Below are 23599 nucleotides of genomic sequence, written 5' to 3'. Positions count from 1 at the left end.
CCCGCCCCTAGATCCCCGCCCCCGGCTCCGGGTCCAGATCGGCGTCGCGGCCCTCGACGATCCGCGCGGCGGCCAGGTCGGCGGTGACGTTGCCGATGGTGCGGAAGATGTCCGGGATCACCTCGACCGCCAGCAGGAGGGGCAGGACCTGCACCGGGACGCCCATGGCCAGGCAGATCGGGGCGATGGAGACGAAGAAGCTGACCTGACCGGGCAGGCCGACCGTGCCCACCGACACCGCCAGCGCCGTCAGGCCGCCCGCGATCCACAGCGCCGGCCCCAGATGAATGCCGTGCAGGTGGGCGACGTAGATGACCACGGCCAGGTTGGCGACCGGGCTGGTGATGCGGAACACCGCCACCGCTAGCGGCAGGACCAGCCCCGCCGTCGCCGTGGAGACGCCCAGGGCGGCGCGCGCCTGCTCGACCATGGCTGGGAGGCTGGCGAGCGAGGATTGGGTTGAGAAAGCCACGACCTGCGCCGGAGCCACGCCGCGCGCGAACCGGCTCAGGCCGATCCGCCCGAACGGCACGGCCACGACATAAATCAGGATGATCAGTCCGACCTGGGCCAACACCACCAGGGCGACGTAGTGGCCCAGCACGCCCAGCGCGCCCAGGCCGGCGTTCAGCCCCACCCCCATCGACAGGGCGAACACCCCGATCGGCGCGGCCAGCAGCACCCAGTGGACGATGACGATCATCGTCTCGGACAGGGCCTCGAAGAAGGTCACCAGCGGCGCGCGCAGACGGGCCTCCAGCCGGGTGGTGGCGAACCCGAAGGCGATGGCGAAGACCACGATGCCCAGAATGGCGTCCTCGGCCGCCGCACGCACGGCGTTGGGCGGCGCCAGGCTGGCCAGGAAGGCGGGCAGGCCGCCGCCGTGGGCGCTGCTGATAACCACCGAAGCGTCCGGCGCACTGGCCAACAGAGTGCGTGCGCCCTCCGGACTGATGGGCCACAGCATGTGCAGCCCCTCGGACGCGAGGAAGGCGTAGGTCACCGCGCCAAGCAGCATCAGGCCGAACACCAGCAGCGCCTTCAACGCCAGCCGTCCGGTCGAGGCCGCGTCCGCGATGGAGGCGATGCCGGTCACCAGCAGGCTGAAGACCAGCGGAATGATCGTCATCTTCAGGGCGTTGAGCCACAGGGATCCGATGGAGGCGATCAGCGTCGCCGTGCCTTCCCCGCCCGGCAGGCCCCAGGCCTGGGCCGCCGCTCCCGCGAACAGGCCGGCCAACAGGGCGATCATCACCCAGAGGCTGAGGGATTTCAGGGCGGAACGAAGTCGGGAAACGGCCATGCGGTGAAGCTAGGCGGGGTTTGCGCCGGACGCCATCCATCTTGTGCGTTCGCCTCTGGACGGACGCAGCGTCAACGCCGCACAACGGTGATCCCCTGACGGAGCCCGGCCATGATCATCGTCCACCATCTGAACGACTCGCGCTCGCAGCGTGTGCTGTGGCTGCTGGAGGAGCTGGGCGTCGAGTACGAGGTCAAACGCTATGAGCGGAACGCCCAGCGGCTGGCTCCGCCCGAGCTGCGCGCCATCCACCCGCTAGGCAAATCCCCAGTGATCCAGCACGGCGACATCATCGTCGCCGAGACCGGCGCCATCGTCGAATACCTGCTGGAGACCTTCCCCGATCCGGGCCTGAAGCCGCCCGCCGGCACGCCCGAGGCCCGGCGCTACACCTACTGGCTCCATTATGCCGAGGGCTCGGCCATGACGCCCCTGCTGCTGAAGCTGATTTTCAGCGTCATCCCGCAGCGCTCGCCGCTGCTGATCCGCCCCATCGCGCAAGGCATCTCGAAAAAGGTCGGGGCCAGCCTGATCGACCCGCAGATCGCCAACCACATGGCCTACTGGGAGGCGGAACTGGGCAAGGGCCAATGGTTCGCGGGCGACCGCTTCAGCGCCGCCGACATCATGATGAGCTTCCCGCTGGAGGCCGCCGGCTCGCGCGCGCCGTTCGGGCCGAAGATGGCCAAGGCCAAGGCCTTCCTCGAGCGAATCCACGCCCGCCCGGCCTATCAGCGCGCTCTGGAGCGCGGCGGCCCCTACGCCTACGCCTGACCGGCCGGGCGGAAATGACACAGGCGCGGGGGATCGTCCGGTGGGCGAAACCCCCGGGCCCGGGCCGCGTTAACGACTCATGCGCCTGAAGACCGTCCAGATCATCGCCGCCCTCGTCGCGGCCCTCGCTTTCGTCCTGGCCTTTATCGCCGCGGGCGTCCTGCTGCTCTCCGGCCTGTTCATGGCCCTCGGCCTCGCGGCCGTGGCCTGGCTGGCCTGGAGCCTGATCCGGCAGGCCCGGATTCAAGCCCGCAGAACGGCGGACGCCACGCGCCCTTGAACCTTTGGGCCTGGCGCCCTACCCTCTTGGGCCGGTCGCGTGCGCCCAGCGACCTCTGTGCCGAGTAGTCTGTCAGTCGGGCGAAGCAAGAAATTCACGACATATGGAAAAAGTGCCGATGACGGCCGAGGGCTACCGTGTCCTCGACGATCAGCTCAAGCAATTGAAGTCGGTCGAAAGGCCGAGCGTCATCGCGGCCATTTCGGAGGCTCGCGAACACGGTGACCTGTCCGAAAACGCCGAGTATCACGCGGCCAAGGAACGGCAGGGCTGGATCGAAGGCTCGATCGCCGACATCGAGGACAAGCTGTCGCGCGCCCAGGTGATCGACGTGTCCAAGCTGTCCGGAACCCAGGTGAAGTTCGGAGCCACGGTCACCGTGGTCGACGAGGACACCGAGGAAGAGGGCCGCTACCAGATCGTCGGCGAGCATGAAGCCGACGTGAAGCAGGGCAAGATCTCCATCGCCTCGCCGATCGCCCGCGCCATGATCTCCAAAGAGGTCGGGGACGTGGTCGAGGTCAACACGCCCGGCGGCGTGAAGGCCTATGAAATCCTCAAGGTCGAGTGGAAGTAGGCTCGCAAAAGCCTCTTTCGATCCGGGTCGTCTCTGACGGTCGGGTCGGCATGGAAAATCAGGCGCTGGGGTTGGCGGAAGCCCTCCAGCGCCTTTCGCCGTCCGAAATCACCGTCCGCCGCGTGCAGTGGCGCAAGGCCTTCGACAAGCTGCCGTCGGCCCTCAAGGCGCCGTGGATGCTGGACCCGGCCTCGGACGATCCATTCCCCGCATCCGGCGAGACGTGGCCGGACGTGTGGATCGCCACCGGTCGGGCGACCCTGCCTCTGTCGTTGATCGCCAAGCGCCGCTCGGGCGGGAAGACCTTCGTCGTTCAGACCCAGGATCCGCGCTGGCGCACCGGCGACTATGATCTGGTGGTCGCCCCCCGGCATGACGGGATCGAAGGACCCAACGTCCTGTCGATCACCGGCTCGCCGCACCGCGTCTCCGCCGCACGGCTGGCCGAGAGCGCGTCGGCCTTCGCTGACCGGCTGGATCCCCTGCCCCGCCCGCGCGTGGCGGTGCTGATCGGCGGCAAGTCCCGCGCCCACGACCTGCCCGAGGCCCAGGCCGCCGACCTGGCCGAGCGCATCGCCGCGGCGATCACGGCGGCGGGCGGGTCGCTGATGCTGACCTTCTCGCGCCGCACGCCCGAGGCGGCGAAGGCGGCGATGACGGCGCGTCTGTCGCACCTGCCGGGCCTGATCTGGGACGGGAGCGGGGCCAACCCCTATTTCGCCTTCCTGCAGGCCGCCGACCATATCCTCGTCACCGAGGACAGCGCCAACATGGCCGCCGAAGCCGCTTCGACCGGCAAGCCGGTGCACATCCTGCCGATGGTGGCGACCAAGCCGGCGGACAAGTTCGCCCGCCTGCACGCCGACTTGCGCGAACGCGGCGCGGCGCGGCCGTTCAACGGCGTACTGGAAAGCTGGAGCTATGAACCGCTGGCCGAGACCGACCGCGCGGCGCGGATGATCCTGGAGAAGCGGGGGCGTTAGTCCCCGCCGCCGCCGCCGCCGCCGCCATCGGAACCGCCGCCGTCGGAGCCGCCGTCCGAACCGTTGTCGTGACCGCCGCGGTGGCTGTCGCCCGGATAGACGGTCCCGCTGCTGTCCGAGCCGTCCCTCTTGCCCTTGTCCTTGGCCGCGTTGACGGCGCCCATCAGGGCGAGGCCCAGGCCCCCGCCGATGGCGATGCCCAGGCTGAGGCCCAGCGCCAGATTGTCGGTCGCCACCCCGATCGCCGTCCCCATGCTGACGCCCATGGCGATCCCGAGCGGCAGGAAGGCCGCACCTTTGTTCGTCTTCATCCCCGACTCCCGTGGCTACGGGCTCAACCTACCATCGCGAAAAGCGGAATCAGCCCTTAAATAGGGCCCATGAGCACTCCCCGTACCGTTCGCGTCGCCATCATCGGTTCCGGCCCCGCCGGCTGGACCGCCGCCATCTATGCGGCGCGCGCCATGCTGCAGCCCGTGGTCATCGCCGGTCTGCAGCCCGGCGGCCAGCTGACCATCACCACCGACGTCGAGAACTATCCCGGCTTCGCCGATGTCATCCAGGGCCCCTGGCTGATGGAGCAGATGCAGAAGCAGGCCGAGCACGTCGGGACCGAGGTCATCCACGACATCGTGGTCAAGGCCGACCTGTCGCAGCGTCCGTTCCGCCTGACCCTGGATTCGGGAACCGAGATGCTGGCCGAGACGGTCATCATCTCCACCGGCGCCCAGGCCAAGTGGCTGGGCCTGGAAAGCGAGCAGAAATACCAGGGCTTCGGCGTCTCCGCCTGCGCCACCTGCGACGGCTTCTTCTACCGCGGCAAGGACGTCATCGTGGTCGGCGGCGGCAACACCGCCGTGGAAGAGGCGCTGTTCCTGACCAATTTCGCCTCCAAGGTCACCGTCGTGCACCGCCGCGACGAGTTCCGCGCCGAACGCATCCTGCAGGATCGCCTGTTCGCCCACCCGAAGGTCGAGGTGGTCTGGAACAACGCCATCGACGAGATCCTGGGCGAGACCAACAGCTTCGGCGGCGTCAACGTCACCGGCGCGCGGATCAAGAACGTCCAGACGGGCGAGACCCGCGACATCACCGCCGACGGCGTCTTCATCGCCATCGGCCATGCCCCGTCCTCGGAACTGTTCGCCGGCCAGCTGGCAACCAAGCAGGGCGGCTATCTGGTCGTGAAACCGGGCACCGCCGCCACGGCCATCGAGGGCGTCTGGGCCGCCGGCGATGTGACCGATGACGTCTACCGCCAGGCCGTCACCGCGGCGGGCATGGGCTGTATGGCCGCGCTGGAGGCCGTGCGCTTCCTCGCCGAGGAAGACCACGCCAAGGCCCACCACCCGATCACGCACAAGGAAGCGGAGAAGATCGGGGTCTGGTAGGCGCCGCTCCGGTCAGCCGAACAGCTGCAGTCCCGGCGGGGCGTACTCGATCAACTGGCCGGTGCGGCGACGCAGAGCGTAGTCGACGGCCGTCTGCACCGCCCATTCGTCGGTCGGCTTGCAGAGCACGCCGATGGTCCCGGCCACGCCGTTGCGGACCATGCCGGGATTGGCGGTCATGAACAGGACCGAGACGCCCAGATCCTGACCCAACTCGCGCCCCAGATCGACGCCAGTCGGCCCATCCGACAGGTGGATATCCACCAGCGCCAGATCGACCTCCGTCTCACGCACCAGATTGCGGGCGGTACGGGCGTCCGATGCCATGCCCACCACCTCGTGACCCAGGTCCTCCAGCACGTAGCGGAGCTCCATGGCGACGAGGGCTTCGTCTTCGATGATAAGGATACGGGCAGTCATAAACGGCGCTGTACGCGGACTTTCAAAACAGTTTCAGCGTGCACTTTCTGGACACGCAGACGAGAACGCATAGGTCGTCAGCAGGTTTCGCGCCAATGTCGTCTACCGGACATTCAGGGCCGCTCGCCTTCGGGACAAGGCTGTGGCGGGAAGATCAGCGACCACGCGCAGGCCCTCGGCCGCCCAGTCCCGTTCAAGCCGCCCGCCCAGTTGCCCCTCGACGGACAGGGTGGCGAGCGAGGAGCCGAAGCCCGAACGCTCAGGCGGCCCCGCCACCGGAGGCCCACCGGCCTCCCGCCAGGTCAGGATGAAACGCGCGCCGTCATTGCGCGTCTCCAGATCGACATGGCCGCCCTCGACCGACAGGGCGCCGTACTTGGCCGCATTGGTCGCCAGTTCGTGGAACAGCAGGGCCACGGAGGTCGCGGCCTGATCGTCAAACGCGGCGTCATCGCCTGACAGCCGCACCCGTGCGGCGCCGTCCGGGCCGGCGTAGGCCTGGAACAGATCGGCGAGGAAGGCGTGCAGGGTCATCGTCCCCACGGTGGGCCGCGAGGTCTCGGTGTGGGGCCGCACGAACTCGTGGGCGCGGGCCAGCGCATTGATCCGCGTCCGCAGCGCCGAAGCGAAGCCCTTGGCCTCGGGGAACTGCCGCGCCGACAGGGCGATCAGAGCCGACACGACCGCGAAGATGTTCTTGATGCGATGGCTGAGTTCCTGGCTCAGCAGCTCCTTGGACTGCTCCATCCGTTTCAGGTCGTCGATGTCCGTGCAGGTGCCGAACCACCGGGTGATTTCGCCGCTCTCGTCACGGATCGGCATGGCCCGGCCCAGTGTCCAGCGATAGACGCCCGAGCGATGCCGCAGCCGGTAATCGATCTCGTAGGGTTCCCCCGTCGCCAGCGAATGACGCCAGCGGGTCCAGGCCCGCTCCTGGTCTTCAGGATGGAATATATCGTTCCAGCCCTCGCCATCGGTCGAGCCCGCCGGCACGCCGGTGAACTCATACCAGCGGGCGTTGAAGTAGTCGTGGAAGCCGTCCGGCCGGGTCGACCACACCATCTGCGGCATGGCGTCGGTAACCGCCCGGAACTGGGACTCGGACTGCTGTTGCAGGCGCAGGGCGCGACGGAGTTCCAGCTGAGCCATGACCTGGGCGGCGAGCACCTCCAGGGTCTCCAGCTGCAGGGCCGTCGGCCCTTCGTGCCGGACCCGCGTGTCGAGCACGCACAGGGTGCCGATCGGCAATCCCTCGACGGATTTCAGCAGCTGGCCCGCATAGAACCTCAGGCCGTTCTCGCCCGTCACCAGCGGGTTACAGGCGAACCGTTCGTCGATGGTGGCGTCCGGAACGATCATCCGGTCCTGTTCGAGAAGAGCATGAGCGCAGAAGGACGTCGCAAGCGGCGTCTCCCGCACGCCTAGCCCGACCTCGGCCTTGAACCATTGCCGCTCCTCGTCGATCAGGTTCACAACCCCGATCGGCGCGTCAAAGACCCGGGCGATCAGGTTCACGATCCCGTCGAACGCCGGTTCACGTTCGGTGTCGAGAATATCGTAGGCGCGGAGCGCCGCCAGACGGTCGGCTTCGGTCCAGACGGGCGGCGGATCGGAAGGAGCTGACAAGCGGACCTCTGATGGCGGGCGAATGACGCCCGGCCCACATCAATGCGGTCGGCTGCACAGCGTTGCAATGACGCCCGAAATCATCAGGACGAAGGGCGACCGACTTCCTCGACAGCCATCGGCGTCACGCCGGGCGCCGGTGGCGCGGGCGGGGCGGCCGCGGGGGCCGGAGTCTCGAATGCGGCCAGCCGCTGATTGATGGCGGCGATATCCTGGGCGGTGGCCTGACGACGCCCGCCCAGCGACGTGACGCCGACGACGCGGGTCTGTCCATCGATCTGGACAGTACGCATGGCGCTTTGGCCGTTGGCGGCGGCCAGGGTGAGGGCGGCGTCCGCCTCGGCCGCCGTGGTCGCGTCGGGGATCTGGATGCGGGGCCGCGAGAAGCGCGCCTCGTCGATCAGCGGCTCACGCCCGGCGTAGGCCTGACGGAAGGCCGCCGGTTCGCCGTAGACGCCCTTCCAGCGATAGAAGATGTGCGCCCCGATCTGGGTCAGCTTGTTCAGCGTCGGCGCCCACCACGGGTGGACATAGTCGGCGTGATAGTGGGTCGCCGTCCCGACCCTGGTCGAAACGTAACCGGCCAGGGCCCGGTCCGCGACCTTGCGCGCCCGGTCCCAGGCCCAGGCCACCGGGGCCTGCCCCAGGGCGCCGTCGCAGGTGAAGCTGAACTGGCAGCCGGTCGTCCGCTCGGCGCCCTCGAAGACGACGCCGCAGACGGTGTTGGCGTAGTTGGGGTCGCGCACGCGGTTCAGGATCACCTGGGCCACGCCTTCCTGGCCCTCGGTCGGCTCCAGCGCCGCCTCGTAATAGATCGCCTGCGTCAGGCAACGTTGGGCGCGGCGGCGGTCTTCAGCCGAGGCGGGGCGGAAGGCGAAGGGCTGGGCCGCGCGCAACAGCCCGGACGTCGTCGGCGTGGCGGCGTTCAGGCGCATCGCGTCCAGGCCGGTCTCGCCGAAGTCCAGCGTCGGCTTGCCCGCCAGCGTCAGGCTCTCCCACCCCGGGGTCAGGCCATAGAGGGCCGCGCGACGGAGCGAGGGATCGAACCGTTCGGCCAGCGCCAGCTGCGACGGCGTCATCCGGCCGGCGATGGCGCTCAGCCCCTTGTCGGACAGATCGCCGCCGGTCAGCTGGCGCACCGCTTCGACGCGCCGGTCGATTTCGGGACGGGGGGTCGAGGACGCCGCCATGGCCACCCCGAAAACGGCCATCGCAACAGGCACGGCCGGCCCCAGCCGTCGCGCCGCCTTCACTGCCGAGGTCAGGGTCGTCCTGTTCAGCGTCCGTCTCCAAAGCGTCCGGTCACGGGACCGGAGCAGGGTTCATGCCCGCGAAGGGCGGCGCTTTTCGGGCGGAAAAGCGCCGTTCGACCAGCCTTAACGGCCGCCGAGGGTCGACCGCAGCATCCAAGCGAATTTCTCATGCGCCGCCAGACGCTGGGTGAGCAGGTCGGCAGAGGCCTCGTCGCCCGCCTTGTCGGCCACTTCGAACGCCGCGCGCGCCGTGGCGATCAGGGTGTCGTGATCAGCCAGCAGCTCCTTGAGCATCGGGCCGGCTTCCTTCTCGGGATCGCCGTCCTTGATCGAGGTCAGATTGCCGAAACCCGAGAAACTCTGCGGGGCCAGCACGCCCAGGGCGCGGATGCGCTCGGCGATATCGTCCAGCGCGGCCCAGATGTCGCGGTACTGTTGTTCCAGCAGGTTGTGGTAGCCGAAGAACTCCGGTCCACGGACGTTCCAGTGATAGCCGTGCGTCTTCAGATAGACCGCGAAGCTGTCGGCCAGAACCTTGGTCAGTTCCGTGGCGACGTCATTGCGTTCGGTTTTGCTCAGGCCGGTATCGATGGTCACGGTCATGGTGAGTCCTGCTCAGAAAGGCTGTAGGGTCGGCGATACAATTAGGCGCCCGGACGGCTGCGGCCAAGTCCGACCATAGGCGTCCTTGATGACACAATGGGATATGTTGGGCGTTCGGGAACGCCCTTGACGAGAAAGCGTTGCAGTCTGTCGCGCTGATCGACAGCCGCGCAGGGAAGAAGCAGTTTGGGGGCGGACAGGTTCTTCAGACAACTCGCGCTGGCCCAGCCCGGCCGCCCCGGTCAGGCAGTCCTGACCGGCTTGCTCTGCGGCGCCGTAGGGCTGGCTATCCGCGCGATGCTGCAACCCCTGTTCGGCGGCGCCAGCGGCCTGACCGTGCTACTGCCGGCCGTCCTGATCGCAGCCTTGTGGGGCGGCCCGTTCGCCGGCTACGCCGCCATCATCATCAGCATCATCGGCGCGGTCGCCCTGACCCAGCTGGCCGGCGGTCTGATCGCGTTCAACGCGATCAACCTGGCGGTCGGCGTGGCCAGCTTCATCTTCGCCGGCCTGTTCGGCACCGTGCTGGGCGCCTCGCTGCGCTCCACCCTGCGCGATCTCGACGACACCGTCCGCCGCCTGCGCGCCTCTGACAGCCTGGTTGACGAAACCACCTCCGAACTGCGCGCCATGGTCGAGCAGGCGTCCGCCGGCATCGCCCGCGTCGGACTCAACGGCGAGATTCTCAGCAGCAACGCCCGCTTCGCCGAAATCCTCGGCCTGACGCCCGACCAGGCCGTCGGGATCACCACCGGCGACGTGACCCATCCGGACGACATCGCCCTGACCCGGAGCGCCCTGGACGCCGCCCGTGCGGGCGGCGACGGATCGATCGAGAAGCGCTACCTGCGGCCTGACGGCTCGACCGTCTGGGCCCTGACCAGTCTGCGCGCCCTGACCTCCCCCGCGGGTGAGCCGATGGGCTTCATCGCCGTGGTCGTCGACATCACCGCCGCCAAGGCCGCCGAAGCCGCGCTGCGGGAGAGCGAGAGCCGCTTCCGCCTGATGGCGGACACCGCACCCTCGCCGGTTTGGATGACCAACGCCCACACCGAAGTCGAATTCGTCAACAAGGCGCTGGTCGAGTTCTACGGCCGCCCCGCCGAGCGAATTCTCGGTTCGGTCTGGCGCCAGAGCGTCCACCCCGACGACGTGGCTGACATGACCGCCGTCATGGAGGTCGCCCGGCCGGGCCATCACCCCTACGGCTTCGAGGCGCGCTTCCTTCGCTACGATAACGACTGGCGCTGGATGCGGATCGCGGTCAATCCGCGCTTCAACGCCGCCGGAACCTTCCTGGGCTACGTCGGCATGTCATTCGACATCACCGAAACCCGCAACGCCATGCAGGCGCTCGAGGCCCAGGAACGCCGCCAGACCTTCCTGCTGTCCCTGACCGACCGCCTGCGCGACCTGACCACGCCCGACGACATCATGGCCGAGGTTGAACGCTCCCTGGGCGACGAGCTCCGCGCCGACCGCGTCGGCTATGGCGAGGTCGATCAGGAGCGCGGCGTGGTGTCGATGAGCCGGGACTGGACCACCGGCGCGGTCAGCGCCCAGGGCCAGTTCAGCCTCGGTGAACTCGGCGCCGACCTGATCAGCGATCTGGCCGAGGGCCGGCTGATCCGCATCGCCGACGTGCACAAGGACCGGCGGACGCGCGACGCGCTCCAGGCGTTCGAGCGGCTGGGCACCCGGGCGCTGATGCGCGCGCCCCTGCATCGCGGCGGCCGTCTGCGGGCCTTCCTCTACGTCCACAACGCGACGGTCCGGGAATGGACCGACGCCGAAGCCAAGCTGCTGCAGGAGGTCGGGCGTCGCACCTGGACGGAGATCGAACGCGCCCGCGCCGAGGGCGCCGTGCGCGAGAGCGAGGAACGATTCCGCGCCATCGCCGACACCGCCCCCGTGCTGATCTGGGTCACCGGCGCCGACCGGGTGCGCGAATTCGTGAACCAGGCCTATGTCGCCTACAACGGCGGTTCCTATGAGGAGGCTCGGCTGGCCGACTGGCGCGCCGTGATCCATGTCGACGACCACGACCGCATCCTGCAGGAATCCATCGCGGGCGAAGCCACCGGCCAACCCTTCTCGATGGAGGCCCGCTACCTGCGCCATGATGGCGAGTACCGTTGGCTGAAGTCCTTCTCGCGGCCGCGCCTGGACGCTGACGGCGAAGTCATCGGCTTCGTGGGCGTCGGCTTTGACGTCACCGACATCCGCGAGGCCCAGGCCCGGCTGATGGAATCCGAAACCCGCTTCCGCACCATCGCCGACAGCGCCCCGGCCCAGATGTGGATGACCGACGAGACCGGGGCCGTCGTCTTCGCCAACAGGCGTTACCGCACCTTCTTCGGTGTCCGCCGCGACGGGGACCTTCAAGCCAACTGGGCCGCCACCATGTCGGCCAACGGATTGGAGACCTTCCATTCCGCCTTCCTGACCGCCCTGGCGCAACGCGACCGCTACGAAGGGATCATGGAGATCGTCCACCCGCAGATGGGCCGCCGCTGGCTGCGCTGCGAGGGCATTCCCCGCTTCGACGGGGCCGGTCACTTCCAGGGCTACGTCGGCGCCAACATCGACATCACCGAGGCCCGGCAAGCCGAAGAAGACCTCAAGCGCATCAACGAACTGCTGGAGGAGCGCGTCAGCGAGGCCATGGCCGAGAAGGCCAAGGCCGAGGCGGACCTGATGCACGCCCAGCGCATGGAGGCCGTCGGCCGCCTGACCGGCGGGGTGGCGCACGACTTCAACAACCTGCTGACCGTGGTCATCGGCGCGCTGGACATGATGCTGCGCGCGCCCAACGACCTGGCCCGCCAGAAGAAACTCGGCGAGGCCGCCCTGGCCGCCGCCCGCCGCGGCGAAGGCCTGACCCACCAGCTCCTGGCCTTCTCACGCCGTCAGGCCCTGCGGCCCGAGTCCCTGGACCTCAACGGCCTGATCCGCGAGAGCGAGCCCCTTCTGCGCCGCGCCGTGGGCGAGGCCGTCGAGTTCAAGCTGAAGCTGCGACGCGGCGGAGCGCGCGTGAACGTCGATCCGTCCCAGTTCGAGGCCGCCCTGCTCAATCTGGTCGTCAACGCCCGCGACGCCGTGGGCGACAAGGGCGGCCGCATCACCGTCCAGACGCAGAGCTGCAAGGTCCGTGCGGGCGACGTGCCGGAACTGGCGGCGGGCGACTATGTCTGCGTGACCGTGGCGGACAACGGCTCGGGCATCGACCCGGAGGTGATCAGTCGTGTGTTCGAGCCCTTCTTCACCACCAAGGCCATCGGCAAGGGCACGGGTCTGGGCCTCAGCCAGGTCTACGGCTTCGCACGGCAGTCGGGCGGCGGCGTACGTATCGCCTCCACCCCCGGCCGGGGCTCCGAAATCCGCCTCTACCTGCCGCCGCTGGACCGGTTGAGCGAGCTGGAGACCGTCGAGCGCGGGATATCGCCCTATCCGCAGGTCGCGGCCCGCCGCATCCTGCTGGTCGAGGACGATCCCGGCGTGGCCGCCATCGCGCTGGACCTGCTGACGGCCATGGGCATGGACGTGGCGACCGCCGACACAGGTCCGCGCGCGCTGGAGATGCTGCAGGTCGAAGGCTTCGACCTGATGCTCAGCGATGTCGCCATGCCCGGCGGCATGACCGGGATCGAGTTGGCGCGCGAATGTGCGAAGAAGTGGCCGGACATGCGGATCGTCCTGACCTCGGGCTATGCCGGCGAAGATGTGGACGAGGCCCTGTCGGACGCGCCGTGGCCGTTCCTGCGCAAGCCCTACTCAGGCGCGCAACTGGCCGACATTCTGGGGCAGGTTCCCGCCGGAGCGGAGTGACGCCCGCGACCGCCCAGGCGGTCGCGGGAGATCGTCAGAAGCAGATCAGCGCGAACGCGCCTTGCGGGCGGCGTAGCGGGCGTCGCGCGCGGCCTTCTGCTCTTCCTTGGTGAGCTGCTTGCGCTCCTTGCGGGCGGCGCGCTTCTCGGCGTCCAGCTCGTCCTGGACGGCTTGCTGAGCGGCCAGACGCGCGGCGTCCTTTTCGGCCTTCTCGCGGCGTTGCTCGGCCTTGGCCAGCTCGTGCTGCTGGCGCAGGGCTTCCTTTTCGGCGGCGCGCTTGGCGGCGAGCTTCTCGAATTCAGGGTCGGGGGCGGCGGCCTTCGGCTTGAACTTGGCGAGCAGGGCCTTCTTGGCCTCCTGCTGGGCGGTCAGGCGATCGGTGAAGCCGGTTTGTTTCAGATCTCTCATGCGTGGAGTCGTCGTATCCTTGATCGATTGTCAGATGCGCGTACGCCGGAGCGAGCATGGCTCAGCCCCGGGCCGGTCCGCTAACCCCATATGGGCGCGAAAAGCAAGGTTGCGAGGGCGGATGAGCGCATCCGCCCCGCGCAGTGTGTCAGTTGGGGCGCTGTGCGTGACCCACGGCGGCGCCCGCCGCGCCGCCGACGGCGGCGCCCACCGGACCACCCACAACGGCGCCGGCGACGGCGCCCGTGGCGGCCTTCTGTTCAATGGTATGCCCGCAGGCGGCGGCTCCCACGGCGATGGCGGCGACGGCGAATACGGTGGCGATACGGCGCATGATGGTTCTCCTGTTCGGTTTATCAAACGTCAGCGTCGCCGCAGCGGTTCCACGCTGTAACCAGAAGTCGCACGACGCCCCCGACCCCCGCGCGATAACAGACCAGTCGTCCCGAAAAGACTACGGCCGCCAACCGGGCCGCGCCAAAAGGATGAGATGACGAAGAATAATACAGTCATGGCCACATTAACTGGCTCCATATAGTCTGGATTAAACCTCTTTAACCGGTCGACTTCACTGCGGGCATCACGCGATGTTGCGCCGCACCCAATTCTTGCGAATCAACCACATTGGCGCCACAAACGGCTGGCTTAAGGCGCGTCCTTCGATTTCCGCCCATTCGCCGAACATCGAAACTGCTGCAGCCGGTCCGCGATCCTCGCATCGCCCGGCGGCGAGACTACCCGGGGGCGGCACTGCGCCCTGCCGAACAGGACCGAGCCTTTGTCGAAACCGTCTCAGACGCGCGCGAACCCGACTGCTGAACACGTGGCCCGCATCCGGCCCGGTACGGCGGCGGCTATGTTCGGCGCTCTGGTGGGATTGGCTGTGGGTGGCGCCTATCTGGGCGGCGCGGCGGCCAAGGCTTCGACTGTGCAGGCCCAGGCTGAACGTATCGACGGCGCGACCTCCGCCGGCTTCACCGAGGAAGCCCTGGCCGCGGCGGCCGGCGGCCTGGACGAAAGCGCGCTGACGATCGCGCGCCGCCATGACCCCTATACTGTCGCCGGCCCGACCCAGCGCGACCGCCAGGCCGAACTGCTGACCGCCCGCCTGGAACAGTTGCGCGGGAACGCCCCGCTGCGCGCCGACGGCCTGCGTCAGGTCAATCTCTCGGCCCCCATCGCGGCCCAGCCCTTCCGCCTCGGCGGCGCCCTTGAAGCCTCGCGCGATCTCGATTGCCTGACCCAGGCCGCCTATTACGAAGCCCGCGGCGAAGGCCGCGACGGCATGCGCGCCGTGGCCCAGGTGGTTCTGAACCGCGTGCGTCACCCCGCCTTCCCCAAGACCGTCTGCGGTGTCGTCTTCCAGGGCGCGGGTCGCCAGACCGGCTGCCAGTTCAGCTTCACCTGTGACGGCTCCATGCGCGGCCGCGTCAACCGCGGCGCCTGGGACCAGGCCCGCGCGATCGCGTCCGCCGCCCTGTCCGGCTCGGTGTTCGGCGGCGTCGGCAACGCCACCCATTTCCACACCACCGGCGTCGCGCCGCAGTGGCGCAACTCCCTGATCCGCGTGACCCAGGTCGGCGACCATCTGTTCTATCGTTTCGGCGGTCGTTCGGGCGCCAGCGGGGCCTTCTCCTACGCTGCCCGCCGCTCCACCGCCGCTGATGCCGCACCGCAGCTGATCCAGGCCAGCCTTGATCCGACCGGCCCGGCGCGTGAGGTCGGCGCTGTCGCCTACAACCTCCTGGTGGCGCAGGAAGGCCGCGCTACGCCGCAGGCTGAAACGCCCGCTCCGGCCGCTCCGGCGACTGCCGCCGCCCCGGCGCCCGAAGCCCCGGTCGCGCCCGCCGCCTGATCCTCAGCGCTCCTGCACCTTCCAGTGGGTGGTCAGGTTCTGACGCAGGTTGCCGAACCGGCCCTGCTCGTTGAGATTTACGTCCTCATCACCCGGCTGTCCTGACTGGACGCCGGTCTCAAGGTCGCGACCGTCGGCCTGTTTGGCCTCGTCCAGCGGCTTTCCGCCCCGGTCAGCGAAACTGCGCTGTTCCTTGGGAATCCTGGGGGCGTGCGTCATCCGAAGTCTCCTTCCGTATCAGGAAGAAAACCGTCCTGCGCCCAGGTCGTTCCGTAGCGGAGTTCGCCGGACGGTCTCAGACCGCGTCCAGGCCGATATCCAGCGACGCCGCGGAATGGGTCAGGGCGCCGACCGAGATCGCGTCCACGCCGGTCTCGGCGATGGCGCGCACGGTCTCCAGATTGACCCCGCCCGAGGCCTCCAGCGTCACTCGGCCGGCCGTCCGCGCCACGGCCTCGCGCAGCATCGGCAGGGTGAAGTTGTCCAGCAGGATCACGTCGGGGCGTTCGGCCAGGGCTTCATCCAGCTGGTCAAGTCCGTCGACCTCGACCTCCACCTTCATCAGATGGCCCGCCGCCGCCTTGGCCCGCCGCACGGCCTCGCCCACGCCGCCGCAGACGGCCACGTGGTTGTCCTTGATCAGGATGGCGTCATCCAGTCCGAAGCGATGGTTCAGCCCGCCGCCGCACAGCACCGCGTGCTTCTCCAGCGCGCGCAGGCCCGGTGTCGTCTTGCGGGTGTCGGCGATGCGCGCCTTCGTCCCGGACACGGCCTCGACATAGGCGCGCGTCAGGGTGGCGATGCCGCACAGCCGCCCCAGCAGGTTCAGCGCCGTCCGCTCGGCCGACAGGAAGGCGCGGGCGTCCGCCTCGACCTCGGCCAGCACCGCGCCGGCCTCGAAGGCGTCGCTGTCACGCAGTTTCAGCTCGATCGACGCCTGCGGGTCCATGGCCAGAACGGCCAGCCGCACGCAGTCGATCCCGGCCAGCACGCCGGCCTTGCGCGCCGCGAACACCGCCCGCATCCGGGCGCCCTCGGGAATGCAGGCCTTGGCTGTCACATCGCCCGCCCGGCCCAGATCCTCGGCCAGGGCCAGGCGCACCACGGGCTCGATCAACAGGTCAGGCAGGGTCGGGATCATGCGGCTCACTCAGCGGCCAGAACGGCGGCGGGGGCGACGACGGGCGCGCGGCTCAGGCGGGTATGGCGCGCATCGGCGTCCGTCTCGGGATAGTCAGACCGGTAGTGACCGCCGCGGCTCTCGCGCCGCTCCAGCGCGGCCCCGGCGATCAGGCGGGCGGCGATGACCGGCAGGGCGCCGCGCGCCTCCTGCTCCAGCCGCTCCATAAGGGCCAGGGCCCGCGTCAGCCCGGCCGCGTCGCGCACCACGCCGACATTGTCGCTCATGGCCACGCGCAGGGCCGTCAGGGCTTCGGGCGCCAGATCGGGGGCGACGACGGCCTTCACGACCTTCCCGTCTCCGCCTGTTTCCGCACCGGCGGCCCGGCCCGTGCGCCGTCCGAAGGCGGCGGCCTCAAGCAGGGAGTTGGACGCCAGCCGGTTGGCCCCGTGCACGCCCGTCGCCGCGCATTCGCCCACGGCGAACAGGCCCGGCAGGCTGGTGCGCCCGTCCAGTCCGGCGGCGATCCCGCCCATGTGGTAGTGGGCGCCCGGCGCGACCGGGATCGGCGTCTCGCGCGGGTCCAGCCCGGCATGCATGCAGGCGGCGAACACCGCCGGGAACTCAGTCGGGAAATGCGCCCCCACCGCCGTGCGGGCGTCCAGATAGGCGCCGCGCCCCTCGGCCCGGGCCTGATGCACGGCGCGGGCGACGATATCGCGGGCCTTCAGGTCGGCGTCGGGCGCGTCGCCCAGCAGGAAGTCGCCATGGGCGTCGATCAGCCGGGCGCCTTCGCCGCGCAGGGCCTCCGTGGCCAAGGGCATGGGATCCACGCCGACGTCGATCGCGGTCGGATGGAACTGAACGAATTCGGGGTCGAGGATCTCCGCGCCCGCCAGCCAGGCCAGCGCCATGCCTTCGCCCAGCAGGGCCGCCGGGGTGGTGGTGCGGGCGTAGAGGCCGCCCGCGCCGCCGGTCGCCAGCACCACCGCCGGGGCCAGCACCTCCGTCAGTCGCCCGTCACGCTCGATCACGGCCCCGCGCACGCGGCCCGTGGCGTCCTGCACCAGGGCGCGCAGGCGTCCGTTCTCCCACACTTCGATATGCGGCGCGGCCCGAACCGAGGCGACCAGCGCCGACAGGATCGCCCGCCCCGCGCCGTCGCCGCCGACCCGAGCCACCCGGGCCTTCGAGTGCGCGGCCTCCAGGCTGACCGCGAAACCGCCGTCCGCGTCGCGATCGAAGGGCGCGCCCAGCGACGCCAGCCACTCGACCGTCTGCTTTCCGTCGTCCGTCAGGGCTCGAACCGCCTCCGGATCGACCAGCCCCGCCCCCGCCGAGGCGGTGTCGGCGGCATGCAGCGCCGGGCGATCTTCCGCCGACAGGGCCGCGGCGACCCCGCCCTGGGCCCAGGCCGAGGAACAGGCCTGCAGCAGGGGCGCCGGCGTCACCACCAGCGTCGGGCGCGGCCCGGCCTCCAGCGCGGCCGACAGGCCCGCCAGCCCGCCGCCGATGATCAGCGGCCCGTCATGACGGATGCGATTCAACGGCCGAACTCGAACACGCGGGCGCCGTGGGTCAGGCCTTCGGTCAGCGTCTCCATCCCGGGCGCCAGCGCGGCCAGCCCCACGCCGACGCAGGCGAAGGTGGTCAGCACGAACAGGCCGGTCGACTTCGCCGCCTCGCCCCAGGTCAGGCGACGCCCTTCAGGCCTCCAGGCGCCGCGGCGCAGGTGGCTGAACAGCGCCAACGCCAGGAAGCCCGCGAACAGCCAGCTTCCGTTCGACACGCCCCACAGGACGGCCAACGCGCCGACGGCCAACAGGGCGACCTTTTCCAGCATGGGGTGGATGCGGGCCAGCACCGGGCCCAGCGCCTTGGAGCCGTCCAGCGGCGGCGCGGGCGCCAGGTTGATCAGGTTGATGAAAGCGATGGCGAACACCCCCTGCAGCCAGATCCCCTGCCCGCTCCACAGATACAGACCGTAGAAGGGGATGGCCGCCAGCAGGCCGAACGCCGGCCCCGCCAGCGACACCAGCACCCCGTGCCATTCGCTGACCGGCAGCCGCTGGCCCTTCGCCAACCCGCCCAGGAAGGGCACGATGTAGATGCGGGCCGGGCCCATGCCGAGCCGGTTCATCGCCAGCACATGCCCGTACTCGTGGACCAGCAGGCCGAACAGCACGGCCGCCACGATCACTAGGCTGCCGGACCAGTAATAGATCAGCCCGCCCAGCAGCAGGGTCGATATCAACGCCCAGAGTGGATGCTGCCCCTTGTCCAGCGGCGCTTCGCCGACGCGGGCGGGGCCGGAAACCGGAGCGCCGGGCGCCCGGACCTCTTCGGGGCGGGGATCCCAGGGACCGGGACGGCGGGGGGTGTCGATGTCGCTCATCCCTGCGACGTGGCCTTTTCCGTCCTCAGCCACAAGGCCAGTACGGCGAGAAGCCGCAGGGTCTTGTGGTCGACCCCGGCGACGATGCGGACGGGCGGGACGTAATGCACCTCAGATCAGCTCCACCGCCACGTGATGCCGCGCCTTGATGAGGTCGTAGCGGGCCGGAACGGCAGGCGGCGGCAGATCGACCATCCGCTGCACGGCCAGCCGCGCGCGTTCGATCATCTCTTCCGGCACGGTCACCTCGAACTGCATCTTCAACAGGCAGTCGCGAATGTTCTCCAGCGTGATCCGCTTCATGTGCGGACACAGATTGCACGGACCGATGAACTGCACGCCGGGCACGTCGCCCGCGACATTCGAAGCCATGCTGCATTCGGTGATCAGCACCACCTGTTTCGGACGGCGCGCCTCGACATAGTCGACCATCGCCGCGGTCGATCCGGCGAAGTCCGACGCGGCCAGGACGTCCTCCGGGCATTCCGGATGAGCCAGGATCTCGGCGCCCGGATAGGCGGCGCGCATGTCGGCGATGTCGTCGGCGGTGAAGCGCTCATGCACCTCGCAGCGGCCCTTCCAGGCGATGATCCCCACGGTCGTCTGCGCCGCGACGTTGCGCGCCAGATATTCGTCGGGGATCAGGATGACGCGGTCGACGCCCCATTCCTTGGCCGCCCATTCCACCACCTGCACGGCGTTGGCGCTGGTGCAGCAGATGTCGGTCTCGGCCTTCACATCAGCGGTCGTGTTCACATAGGTGACCACCGGCAGGCCCGGGTAGCGCTGCTTGATCAGGCGCACGTCCGCGCCGGTGATCGAGGCGGCCAGGCTGCAGCCCGCGCGCAGGTCGGGGATCAGCACCGTCTTGTCGGGGCTGAGAATCTTCGAGGTCTCGGCCATGAAGTGCACGCCCGCCTGGACGATCACCTTCGCCTTCGACCGGGCGGCTTCCTTGGCCAGTCCCAGGCTGTCGCCGACATAGTCGCCGACCCCGTGGAAGATCTCGGGCGTCATATAGTTATGCGCCAGGATCACCGCGTCGCGTTCGCGCTTCAGCTGGTTGATCTCGTGGATCAGCGCCGCCTGCGCCGGCCATTCCAGCGGCGTCACGTGATCCTTGATCTTGGCCCAGACCGGGGCGGTCTCCCGCTCCAGGTCCTTCGACAGGCCGAACATGCCGTCCGCCATCTCACCCACCCTTTTGCTCCAATTGAGCAAATCAGAGTTCCGAAGAACGGCGGCCCGGCTCATCGGCCCGCCGCCGACTTATGCTCACTTTCAGCATAAGCAGGAACAATCTAGGCCGATGGCGGAGAAATTCAAGCCCTGCGGTCACATCGCGATCAGCGGCCGGCCCAGAAGGCTCCTGGTCATTTTCGGACTTCCGCCCCGGAGCGCATCACGCCCCTCCGGGACCGAGTGTCCGTCAAGCCACCGCCACGCCTTCGTGCTTCAGCAGCCAGCGCTTGCGCTCCAGCCCGCCCGCATAACCGGTCAGCGTTCCGTTGGAGCCGATCACCCTGTGGCAGGGCACGATCACCGCGATCGGATTCTGGCCGTTGGCCAGGCCCGCCGCCCGCACCGCCTTGGGCGAGCCGATCGCCGCCGCCAGCTGGCCGTAGCTGCGCGTCTCGCCCGCCGGGATGCCGCGCAAGGCGCTCCACACCGACTTCTGGAAGTCCGTGCCGCCGGTCTTCACTGCCAGCCCGTCCAGCGCTCGCACGTCGCCGCCGAAATAGGCCTCGACCGAACGGCGCACCGCCTCGGGCGCGCGCCCCTCGACCAGGATCGGCTCGCCCCAGTGCCGCCGCAGCAGCCGGTGCATCCGATCCTCATAGCCGGCGAAGTCCAGGGCCCGCACCGCGCCCTCGGGGCCGGTGATCAGCAGCACCTCGCCCACCGGCGTGGCGACCCGGTCCAGGGTCAGGGTCTCAGGCTGCGTGTTTCGCATCGTTTCTCTCCATCAGTTCGGCGCCCGTGATCCCCGCCAACGCGAGGTGCAGCGCCCCATAGGCCCGCCACGGTCGCCACAGTTCGGCGCGCGCGGTCAGGGTTTCGTCTTCCAGCCGGTCGTTTGGCGGATCGGCGCCCTCATCGACCCACAGGCCCGGCAGTCTCAGCCCCGGTCGCGCCGCGACCAGCGGCTGCAGCAGAGCGTCGGTGGACAGGTCGCGGGCGATGGCGTCCGGGTCCGCCGACAGGTCGAACACCCGCCGCACCCGCGCCAGCACGCCGGGAAGAGCCTTCAGCTCCGCCGTCTGGACGCAGACCGAGACCCGGCCCGGCTGGCCCGGCTCGACCGAGACCGAGCCCTCGGCGCCGTCAATCTCGCGGGCGAGGATGCGTGACCATTTGCGGCCCTCGACCGTGTCGCCCCGCCCTGCCAGCGCCGCCAGCAGGGTCTCCCAGTCATAGGGCGGACGGTAAGGCAGGCTCAGCACCACACCGCCCTCATGCGCCCGCTCGCCGCGACGCCGCAGCGCCGACGGCGGGCGCTCGTACAGGGCCTGAAAGGTCTCGTTGAAGCGCCGCACGCTGCCGAAGCCCGAGGCCAGCGCCACCTGCGCCATCGACAGGTCCGTCTGGTGGATCAGCGCCTTGGCCAGCAGCACCCGACGGGTCTGCGCCACACTGACCGGCGCGGCGCCCAGATGCTGGCGGAACAGGCGGCGCAGGTGCCGCTCGCCGACCCCCAGCCGTCCGGCCAGGCCGTCTACGTCGCCTTCGTCCAGGGCGCCCGCCTCGATCAGGGCCAGCGCCCGGCTGACGGTGTTGGAGGTCCCGCGCCACGCGCCCATGTCCGGCGCCGTCTCGGGGCGGCAGCGCAGGCAGGCGCGGAAGCCCGCTTCCTCGGCCGCGGCCGCCGTGACCACGAAGATCATGTTCTCACGCTTCGGCGTCCGCGCCGGACAAACCGGCCGACAGTAGATGCCCGTGGTCTTCACACAGCCGAAGAACCGCCCGTCGAACCGACCGTCACGCGTCAGCACGGCGCGGTAACAGGCCTCCTGATCAAGTTCGTTCGCGTTTTCCATGACCGGGAAGATAGGCCCGTCCGAACGCGAACGCTCGCGGTTTTCGGACATGGGTGTGATCGCTCCCCGCCGTCCGGGGGATCAGGAGACCCTCTCGCGCGAAACCCCGGCGGCTGGACAGCCGCCGGGGTCAGACTCCACGCCGCGTGACCGCCGCTCAGACCTTCGGCAGCCGCTCGTCATAGCCGGTGGCCAGACGGAAGGCCGAGCGCGCCACCTTCACCACCGCGCTGGCGAAGCCGAAGGCGATGCACAGCATCAGGACAGTCGACAGCGGCCACCAACCCTCCTGAATGGTGTTGGTGACCCGCGACGCGAAGGCCTCGATGGTCGGCACGAACACCACCTTCGACAGGGGCGAGTACAGCCACAGCCAGCCGAACAGCGCGCCCTCCGCCAGGCCGAAGCCGATGTCGCCCAGGGCGGTGAACCGCACCCCGTCAGGCCGCGCCACCCGCATCACGTCGAAGACGATGCGCGCCAGCCCGAAGGCGATCACAGGCCAGTAGAGCAGCGCGTGGATCTGGCTCAGCATCCGGCCATAGTCGACGCCGCCCACCACCGCGCCCAGGGTCTCGGGCGTCGTGTGCGTCAGCGGCAGCCAGCCGATCCACCACAGCAGGACCACGCTCCAGCCCACGGCGCTGCCCACGGCCCGCGCCATCGGGGACGCACGGCGGCCCTTGTGCGGCGTCTTCATGCTCCAGTCGCCTTCAGTCAGCCCCCGTGACACGGCTTCCGCGTTCAGCCCGCCGCCAAACTCGAACAGGCCCAGGTCCTTGACCCGCCATTCGCGCAGGAAGCTGGGCTTCTCCTTCTGCCGCTCGATGATGAAGCCGCCGAGGGTGGCGAAGCCGATCAGCATGATCGCGCCGTTGAAGATGCTGTGGAACGCTTGGCCGATGGCCCGGCCGATTTCCTCGTCGCCGATCAGGATGCGCACCAGCGCTCCGATCGCGGTGATCGCCACGATGGCGATCAGGCCGGCGCGCACGCCGAACATCCACCACGGATAAAGCTCCGGCCCCACCACATGCTGCGGCCCCGAGCCGTAGCGCGCCGCCACCGACAGCGGATGGCCGACATCGCGCAGGATCTCTTCCTGTTCGGCTTCGGTCAGGGGACGGCCCAGGGCCTCCTCCTTCTCCTCGAAGCGGCTCAGGATCATGTCGCGCAGCTCGGCGACGATATCGGCCCGCTGGTCTTGCGGCAGCTGGGCGGCGACGGCGTTCAGATAACGATCAATCAGGTTCATCAGACTTTCCCCTCGTCCCTGGAATTTCAAAGAATCTTGTCGAGCGAGGCGTTGATGCCCCGCCATTCGTCGGTGAGCGCGGCGAGCATCGACTCGCCCCCCGGCGACAGGCGGTAGAAGCGCTTCTTGCGCTTCTCCTCCTCGCGCCATTCGCTCTCCAGCAGGCCCTGGCTCTCCAGCCGGCGCAGCAGCGGATAGAGGGTCGATTCCTCCATCTCGAGCCCGTCGGCGGCCAAGGCCTGGCGCAGGGTGTAGCCGTACCGCTCGGTCCTGAGGCAGGCGAGCACCGCCAGCACCAGCGACCCACGGCGCAACTCCAGCCGCATGCTTTCAAAAAGGTCCGGATCGGCGTCCATGCCGTCCCTCCTGTTGCGTCACATAGTGTGTGACACACAGTGTATGCGACATACTGTATGAGGGAGTCAAGCGCTCACCTCCCCGTCGCCCGTTCAAGGCGATGGGAGGGCGGTTCTCTCAGTAATCGGAGGTG

The 23599-nt window shown here is 69.2% G+C and carries 24 protein-coding genes; 7 read left to right on the top strand and 17 right to left on the bottom strand.

What is annotated here, in order from left to right; translation table 11 throughout:
- Positions 1–7: 7 nt before the first annotated feature.
- Entirely contained in the window at positions 8–1303 is a 1296-nt protein-coding gene (locus AC1RRF_RS00705; RefSeq protein ID WP_492831864.1) for a dicarboxylate/amino acid:cation symporter, read from the bottom strand.
- Between the two features lie 111 nt (positions 1304–1414).
- Here AC1RRF_RS00705 and AC1RRF_RS00700 point away from each other — a divergent pair, with 111 nt between their 5' ends.
- From AC1RRF_RS00700 to AC1RRF_RS00685, 4 genes are all read left to right on the top strand, one after another.
- Positions 1415–2077, top strand: a complete 663-nt coding sequence (locus AC1RRF_RS00700) for a glutathione S-transferase family protein (RefSeq protein ID WP_492831862.1) — start codon at positions 1415–1417, stop codon at positions 2075–2077.
- Between the two features lie 79 nt (positions 2078–2156).
- Positions 2157–2357: a hypothetical protein gene (locus tag AC1RRF_RS00695; protein WP_492831860.1), complete on the top strand. Its 201-nt coding sequence runs from the start codon at positions 2157–2159 to the stop codon at positions 2355–2357.
- 103 nt (positions 2358–2460) lie between these two features.
- Entirely contained in the window at positions 2461–2934 is a 474-nt protein-coding gene (greA, locus tag AC1RRF_RS00690; protein ID WP_492831858.1) for a transcription elongation factor GreA, read from the top strand.
- Between the two features lie 50 nt (positions 2935–2984).
- Complete coding sequence (locus AC1RRF_RS00685) at positions 2985–3917, top strand: mitochondrial fission ELM1 family protein (RefSeq protein WP_492831856.1); 933 nt, start codon at positions 2985–2987, stop codon at positions 3915–3917.
- On the opposite strand, the gene AC1RRF_RS00680 is transcribed toward AC1RRF_RS00685, so the two are convergent.
- Positions 3914–4228 (bottom strand): glycine zipper domain-containing protein, encoded by a 315-nt coding sequence (locus AC1RRF_RS00680; RefSeq protein WP_492831854.1) that lies wholly within the window; start codon positions 4226–4228, stop codon positions 3914–3916. The two genes, AC1RRF_RS00685 and AC1RRF_RS00680, sit on opposite strands and share 4 nt — an antisense overlap.
- Before the next feature lie 69 nt (positions 4229–4297).
- Here AC1RRF_RS00680 and trxB point away from each other — a divergent pair, with 69 nt between their 5' ends.
- A complete protein-coding gene (trxB, locus tag AC1RRF_RS00675) occupies positions 4298–5308 on the top strand; it encodes a thioredoxin-disulfide reductase (RefSeq protein WP_492831852.1) in 1011 nt (336 codons plus the stop codon).
- Between the two features lie 12 nt (positions 5309–5320).
- On the opposite strand, the gene AC1RRF_RS00670 is transcribed toward trxB, so the two are convergent.
- From AC1RRF_RS00670 to AC1RRF_RS00655, 4 genes are all read right to left on the bottom strand, one after another.
- Entirely contained in the window at positions 5321–5728 is a 408-nt protein-coding gene (locus AC1RRF_RS00670; RefSeq protein ID WP_492831850.1) for a response regulator, read from the bottom strand.
- 102 nt (positions 5729–5830) lie between these two features.
- Positions 5831–7354 (bottom strand): sensor histidine kinase, encoded by a 1524-nt coding sequence (locus AC1RRF_RS00665; RefSeq protein WP_492831848.1) that lies wholly within the window; start codon positions 7352–7354, stop codon positions 5831–5833.
- 83 nt (positions 7355–7437) lie between these two features.
- The gene (locus tag AC1RRF_RS00660) at positions 7438–8577 is read right to left on the bottom strand and encodes a cell wall hydrolase (protein ID WP_492831846.1); all 1140 of its coding nucleotides are present in this window, start codon (positions 8575–8577) and stop codon (positions 7438–7440) included.
- A gap of 153 nt (positions 8578–8730) precedes the next feature.
- Entirely contained in the window at positions 8731–9210 is a 480-nt protein-coding gene (locus AC1RRF_RS00655; protein ID WP_492831844.1) for a Dps family protein, read from the bottom strand.
- 297 nt (positions 9211–9507) lie between these two features.
- Between AC1RRF_RS00655 and AC1RRF_RS00650 the strand changes: the two genes are divergently transcribed.
- Positions 9508–13038 carry a PAS domain S-box protein gene (locus AC1RRF_RS00650; RefSeq protein WP_492831842.1) on the top strand — a complete coding sequence of 1177 codons (3531 nt, stop codon included), beginning with the start codon at positions 9508–9510 and terminating at the stop codon, positions 13036–13038.
- 45 nt (positions 13039–13083) lie between these two features.
- On the opposite strand, the gene AC1RRF_RS00645 is transcribed toward AC1RRF_RS00650, so the two are convergent.
- Positions 13084–13446 (bottom strand): DUF6481 family protein, encoded by a 363-nt coding sequence (locus AC1RRF_RS00645; RefSeq protein WP_492831840.1) that lies wholly within the window; start codon positions 13444–13446, stop codon positions 13084–13086.
- A gap of 148 nt (positions 13447–13594) precedes the next feature.
- A complete protein-coding gene (locus tag AC1RRF_RS00640; protein ID WP_492831838.1) occupies positions 13595–13780 on the bottom strand; it encodes a hypothetical protein in 186 nt (61 codons plus the stop codon).
- Between the two features lie 522 nt (positions 13781–14302).
- On the opposite strand from AC1RRF_RS00640, the gene AC1RRF_RS00635 reads away from it, so the two are divergent.
- Positions 14303–15301, top strand: coding sequence for a cell wall hydrolase (locus AC1RRF_RS00635; protein WP_492831836.1), 999 nt, complete (start codon positions 14303–14305; stop codon positions 15299–15301).
- Positions 15302–15304: 3 nt separating this feature from the next.
- Here AC1RRF_RS00635 and AC1RRF_RS00630 read toward each other — a convergent pair whose 3' ends face one another.
- From AC1RRF_RS00630 to AC1RRF_RS00590, 9 genes are all read right to left on the bottom strand, one after another.
- On the bottom strand, positions 15305–15520 hold the full coding sequence (locus AC1RRF_RS00630) for a hypothetical protein (RefSeq protein ID WP_492831834.1): 216 nt from the start codon (positions 15518–15520) through the stop codon (positions 15305–15307).
- A gap of 76 nt (positions 15521–15596) precedes the next feature.
- Positions 15597–16442, bottom strand: a complete 846-nt coding sequence (nadC, locus tag AC1RRF_RS00625) for a carboxylating nicotinate-nucleotide diphosphorylase (RefSeq protein ID WP_492831832.1) — start codon at positions 16440–16442, stop codon at positions 15597–15599.
- Positions 16443–16447: 5 nt separating this feature from the next.
- Positions 16448–17968 carry an L-aspartate oxidase gene (locus AC1RRF_RS00620; RefSeq protein ID WP_492831830.1) on the bottom strand — a complete coding sequence of 507 codons (1521 nt, stop codon included), beginning with the start codon at positions 17966–17968 and terminating at the stop codon, positions 16448–16450.
- Entirely contained in the window at positions 17965–18816 is an 852-nt protein-coding gene (locus AC1RRF_RS00615; RefSeq protein ID WP_492831828.1) for a metalloprotease, read from the bottom strand. Before AC1RRF_RS00615 ends, AC1RRF_RS00620 begins: the two co-directional genes overlap by 4 nt.
- Positions 18817–18927: 111 nt before the next feature.
- Positions 18928–20007 carry a quinolinate synthase NadA gene (nadA, locus tag AC1RRF_RS00610; protein ID WP_492834117.1) on the bottom strand — a complete coding sequence of 360 codons (1080 nt, stop codon included), beginning with the start codon at positions 20005–20007 and terminating at the stop codon, positions 18928–18930.
- A gap of 238 nt (positions 20008–20245) precedes the next feature.
- The gene (locus AC1RRF_RS00605; protein WP_492831826.1) at positions 20246–20770 is read right to left on the bottom strand and encodes a methylated-DNA--[protein]-cysteine S-methyltransferase; all 525 of its coding nucleotides are present in this window, start codon (positions 20768–20770) and stop codon (positions 20246–20248) included.
- On the bottom strand, positions 20751–21854 hold the full coding sequence (locus tag AC1RRF_RS00600; protein ID WP_492831824.1) for a bifunctional transcriptional activator/DNA repair enzyme AdaA: 1104 nt from the start codon (positions 21852–21854) through the stop codon (positions 20751–20753). Before AC1RRF_RS00600 ends, AC1RRF_RS00605 begins: the two co-directional genes overlap by 20 nt.
- A 157-nt stretch (positions 21855–22011) precedes the next feature.
- On the bottom strand, positions 22012–23109 hold the full coding sequence (locus AC1RRF_RS00595) for an HAAS signaling domain-containing protein (RefSeq protein WP_492831822.1): 1098 nt from the start codon (positions 23107–23109) through the stop codon (positions 22012–22014).
- A gap of 26 nt (positions 23110–23135) precedes the next feature.
- Complete coding sequence (locus AC1RRF_RS00590; protein WP_492831820.1) at positions 23136–23465, bottom strand: PadR family transcriptional regulator; 330 nt, start codon at positions 23463–23465, stop codon at positions 23136–23138.
- Positions 23466–23599: the final 134 nt, after the last annotated feature.

It is taken from the genome of Brevundimonas sp. GW821-FHT12C05 (assembly GCF_058807475.1).
This window is presented reverse-complemented; position numbering and strand designations above follow the sequence as displayed.

What these genes read in the sequence shown, in the direction of transcription:
- AC1RRF_RS00700 (WP_492831862.1), top strand. Translation starts at nt 1,415, where the DNA reads ATGATCATCGTCCACCATCTGAACGACTCGCGCTCGCAGCGTGTGCTG.
- AC1RRF_RS00615 (WP_492831828.1), bottom strand. Translation starts at nt 18,816, where the DNA reads ATGAGCGACATCGACACCCCCCGCCGTCCCGGTCCCTGGGATCCCCGC.
- AC1RRF_RS00705 (WP_492831864.1), bottom strand. Translation starts at nt 1,303, where the DNA reads ATGGCCGTTTCCCGACTTCGTTCCGCCCTGAAATCCCTCAGCCTCTGG.
- AC1RRF_RS00600 (WP_492831824.1), bottom strand. Translation starts at nt 21,854, where the DNA reads ATGGAAAACGCGAACGAACTTGATCAGGAGGCCTGTTACCGCGCCGTG.
- AC1RRF_RS00630 (WP_492831834.1), bottom strand. Translation starts at nt 15,520, where the DNA reads ATGACGCACGCCCCCAGGATTCCCAAGGAACAGCGCAGTTTCGCTGAC.
- nadA (WP_492834117.1), bottom strand. Translation starts at nt 20,007, where the DNA reads ATGGCGGACGGCATGTTCGGCCTGTCGAAGGACCTGGAGCGGGAGACC.
- AC1RRF_RS00685 (WP_492831856.1), top strand. Translation starts at nt 2,985, where the DNA reads ATGGAAAATCAGGCGCTGGGGTTGGCGGAAGCCCTCCAGCGCCTTTCG.
- AC1RRF_RS00640 (WP_492831838.1), bottom strand. Translation starts at nt 13,780, where the DNA reads ATGCGCCGTATCGCCACCGTATTCGCCGTCGCCGCCATCGCCGTGGGA.
- AC1RRF_RS00635 (WP_492831836.1), top strand. Translation starts at nt 14,303, where the DNA reads ATGTTCGGCGCTCTGGTGGGATTGGCTGTGGGTGGCGCCTATCTGGGC.
- AC1RRF_RS00670 (WP_492831850.1), bottom strand. Translation starts at nt 5,728, where the DNA reads ATGACTGCCCGTATCCTTATCATCGAAGACGAAGCCCTCGTCGCCATG.
- nadC (WP_492831832.1), bottom strand. Translation starts at nt 16,442, where the DNA reads ATGATCCCGACCCTGCCTGACCTGTTGATCGAGCCCGTGGTGCGCCTG.
- AC1RRF_RS00695 (WP_492831860.1), top strand. Translation starts at nt 2,157, where the DNA reads ATGCGCCTGAAGACCGTCCAGATCATCGCCGCCCTCGTCGCGGCCCTC.
- AC1RRF_RS00605 (WP_492831826.1), bottom strand. Translation starts at nt 20,770, where the DNA reads ATGCGAAACACGCAGCCTGAGACCCTGACCCTGGACCGGGTCGCCACG.
- AC1RRF_RS00645 (WP_492831840.1), bottom strand. Translation starts at nt 13,446, where the DNA reads ATGAGAGATCTGAAACAAACCGGCTTCACCGATCGCCTGACCGCCCAG.
- AC1RRF_RS00590 (WP_492831820.1), bottom strand. Translation starts at nt 23,465, where the DNA reads ATGGACGCCGATCCGGACCTTTTTGAAAGCATGCGGCTGGAGTTGCGC.
- AC1RRF_RS00655 (WP_492831844.1), bottom strand. Translation starts at nt 9,210, where the DNA reads ATGACCGTGACCATCGATACCGGCCTGAGCAAAACCGAACGCAATGAC.
- AC1RRF_RS00595 (WP_492831822.1), bottom strand. Translation starts at nt 23,109, where the DNA reads ATGAACCTGATTGATCGTTATCTGAACGCCGTCGCCGCCCAGCTGCCG.
- AC1RRF_RS00650 (WP_492831842.1), top strand. Translation starts at nt 9,508, where the DNA reads ATGCTGCAACCCCTGTTCGGCGGCGCCAGCGGCCTGACCGTGCTACTG.
- AC1RRF_RS00680 (WP_492831854.1), bottom strand. Translation starts at nt 4,228, where the DNA reads ATGAAGACGAACAAAGGTGCGGCCTTCCTGCCGCTCGGGATCGCCATG.
- trxB (WP_492831852.1), top strand. Translation starts at nt 4,298, where the DNA reads ATGAGCACTCCCCGTACCGTTCGCGTCGCCATCATCGGTTCCGGCCCC.
- greA (WP_492831858.1), top strand. Translation starts at nt 2,461, where the DNA reads ATGGAAAAAGTGCCGATGACGGCCGAGGGCTACCGTGTCCTCGACGAT.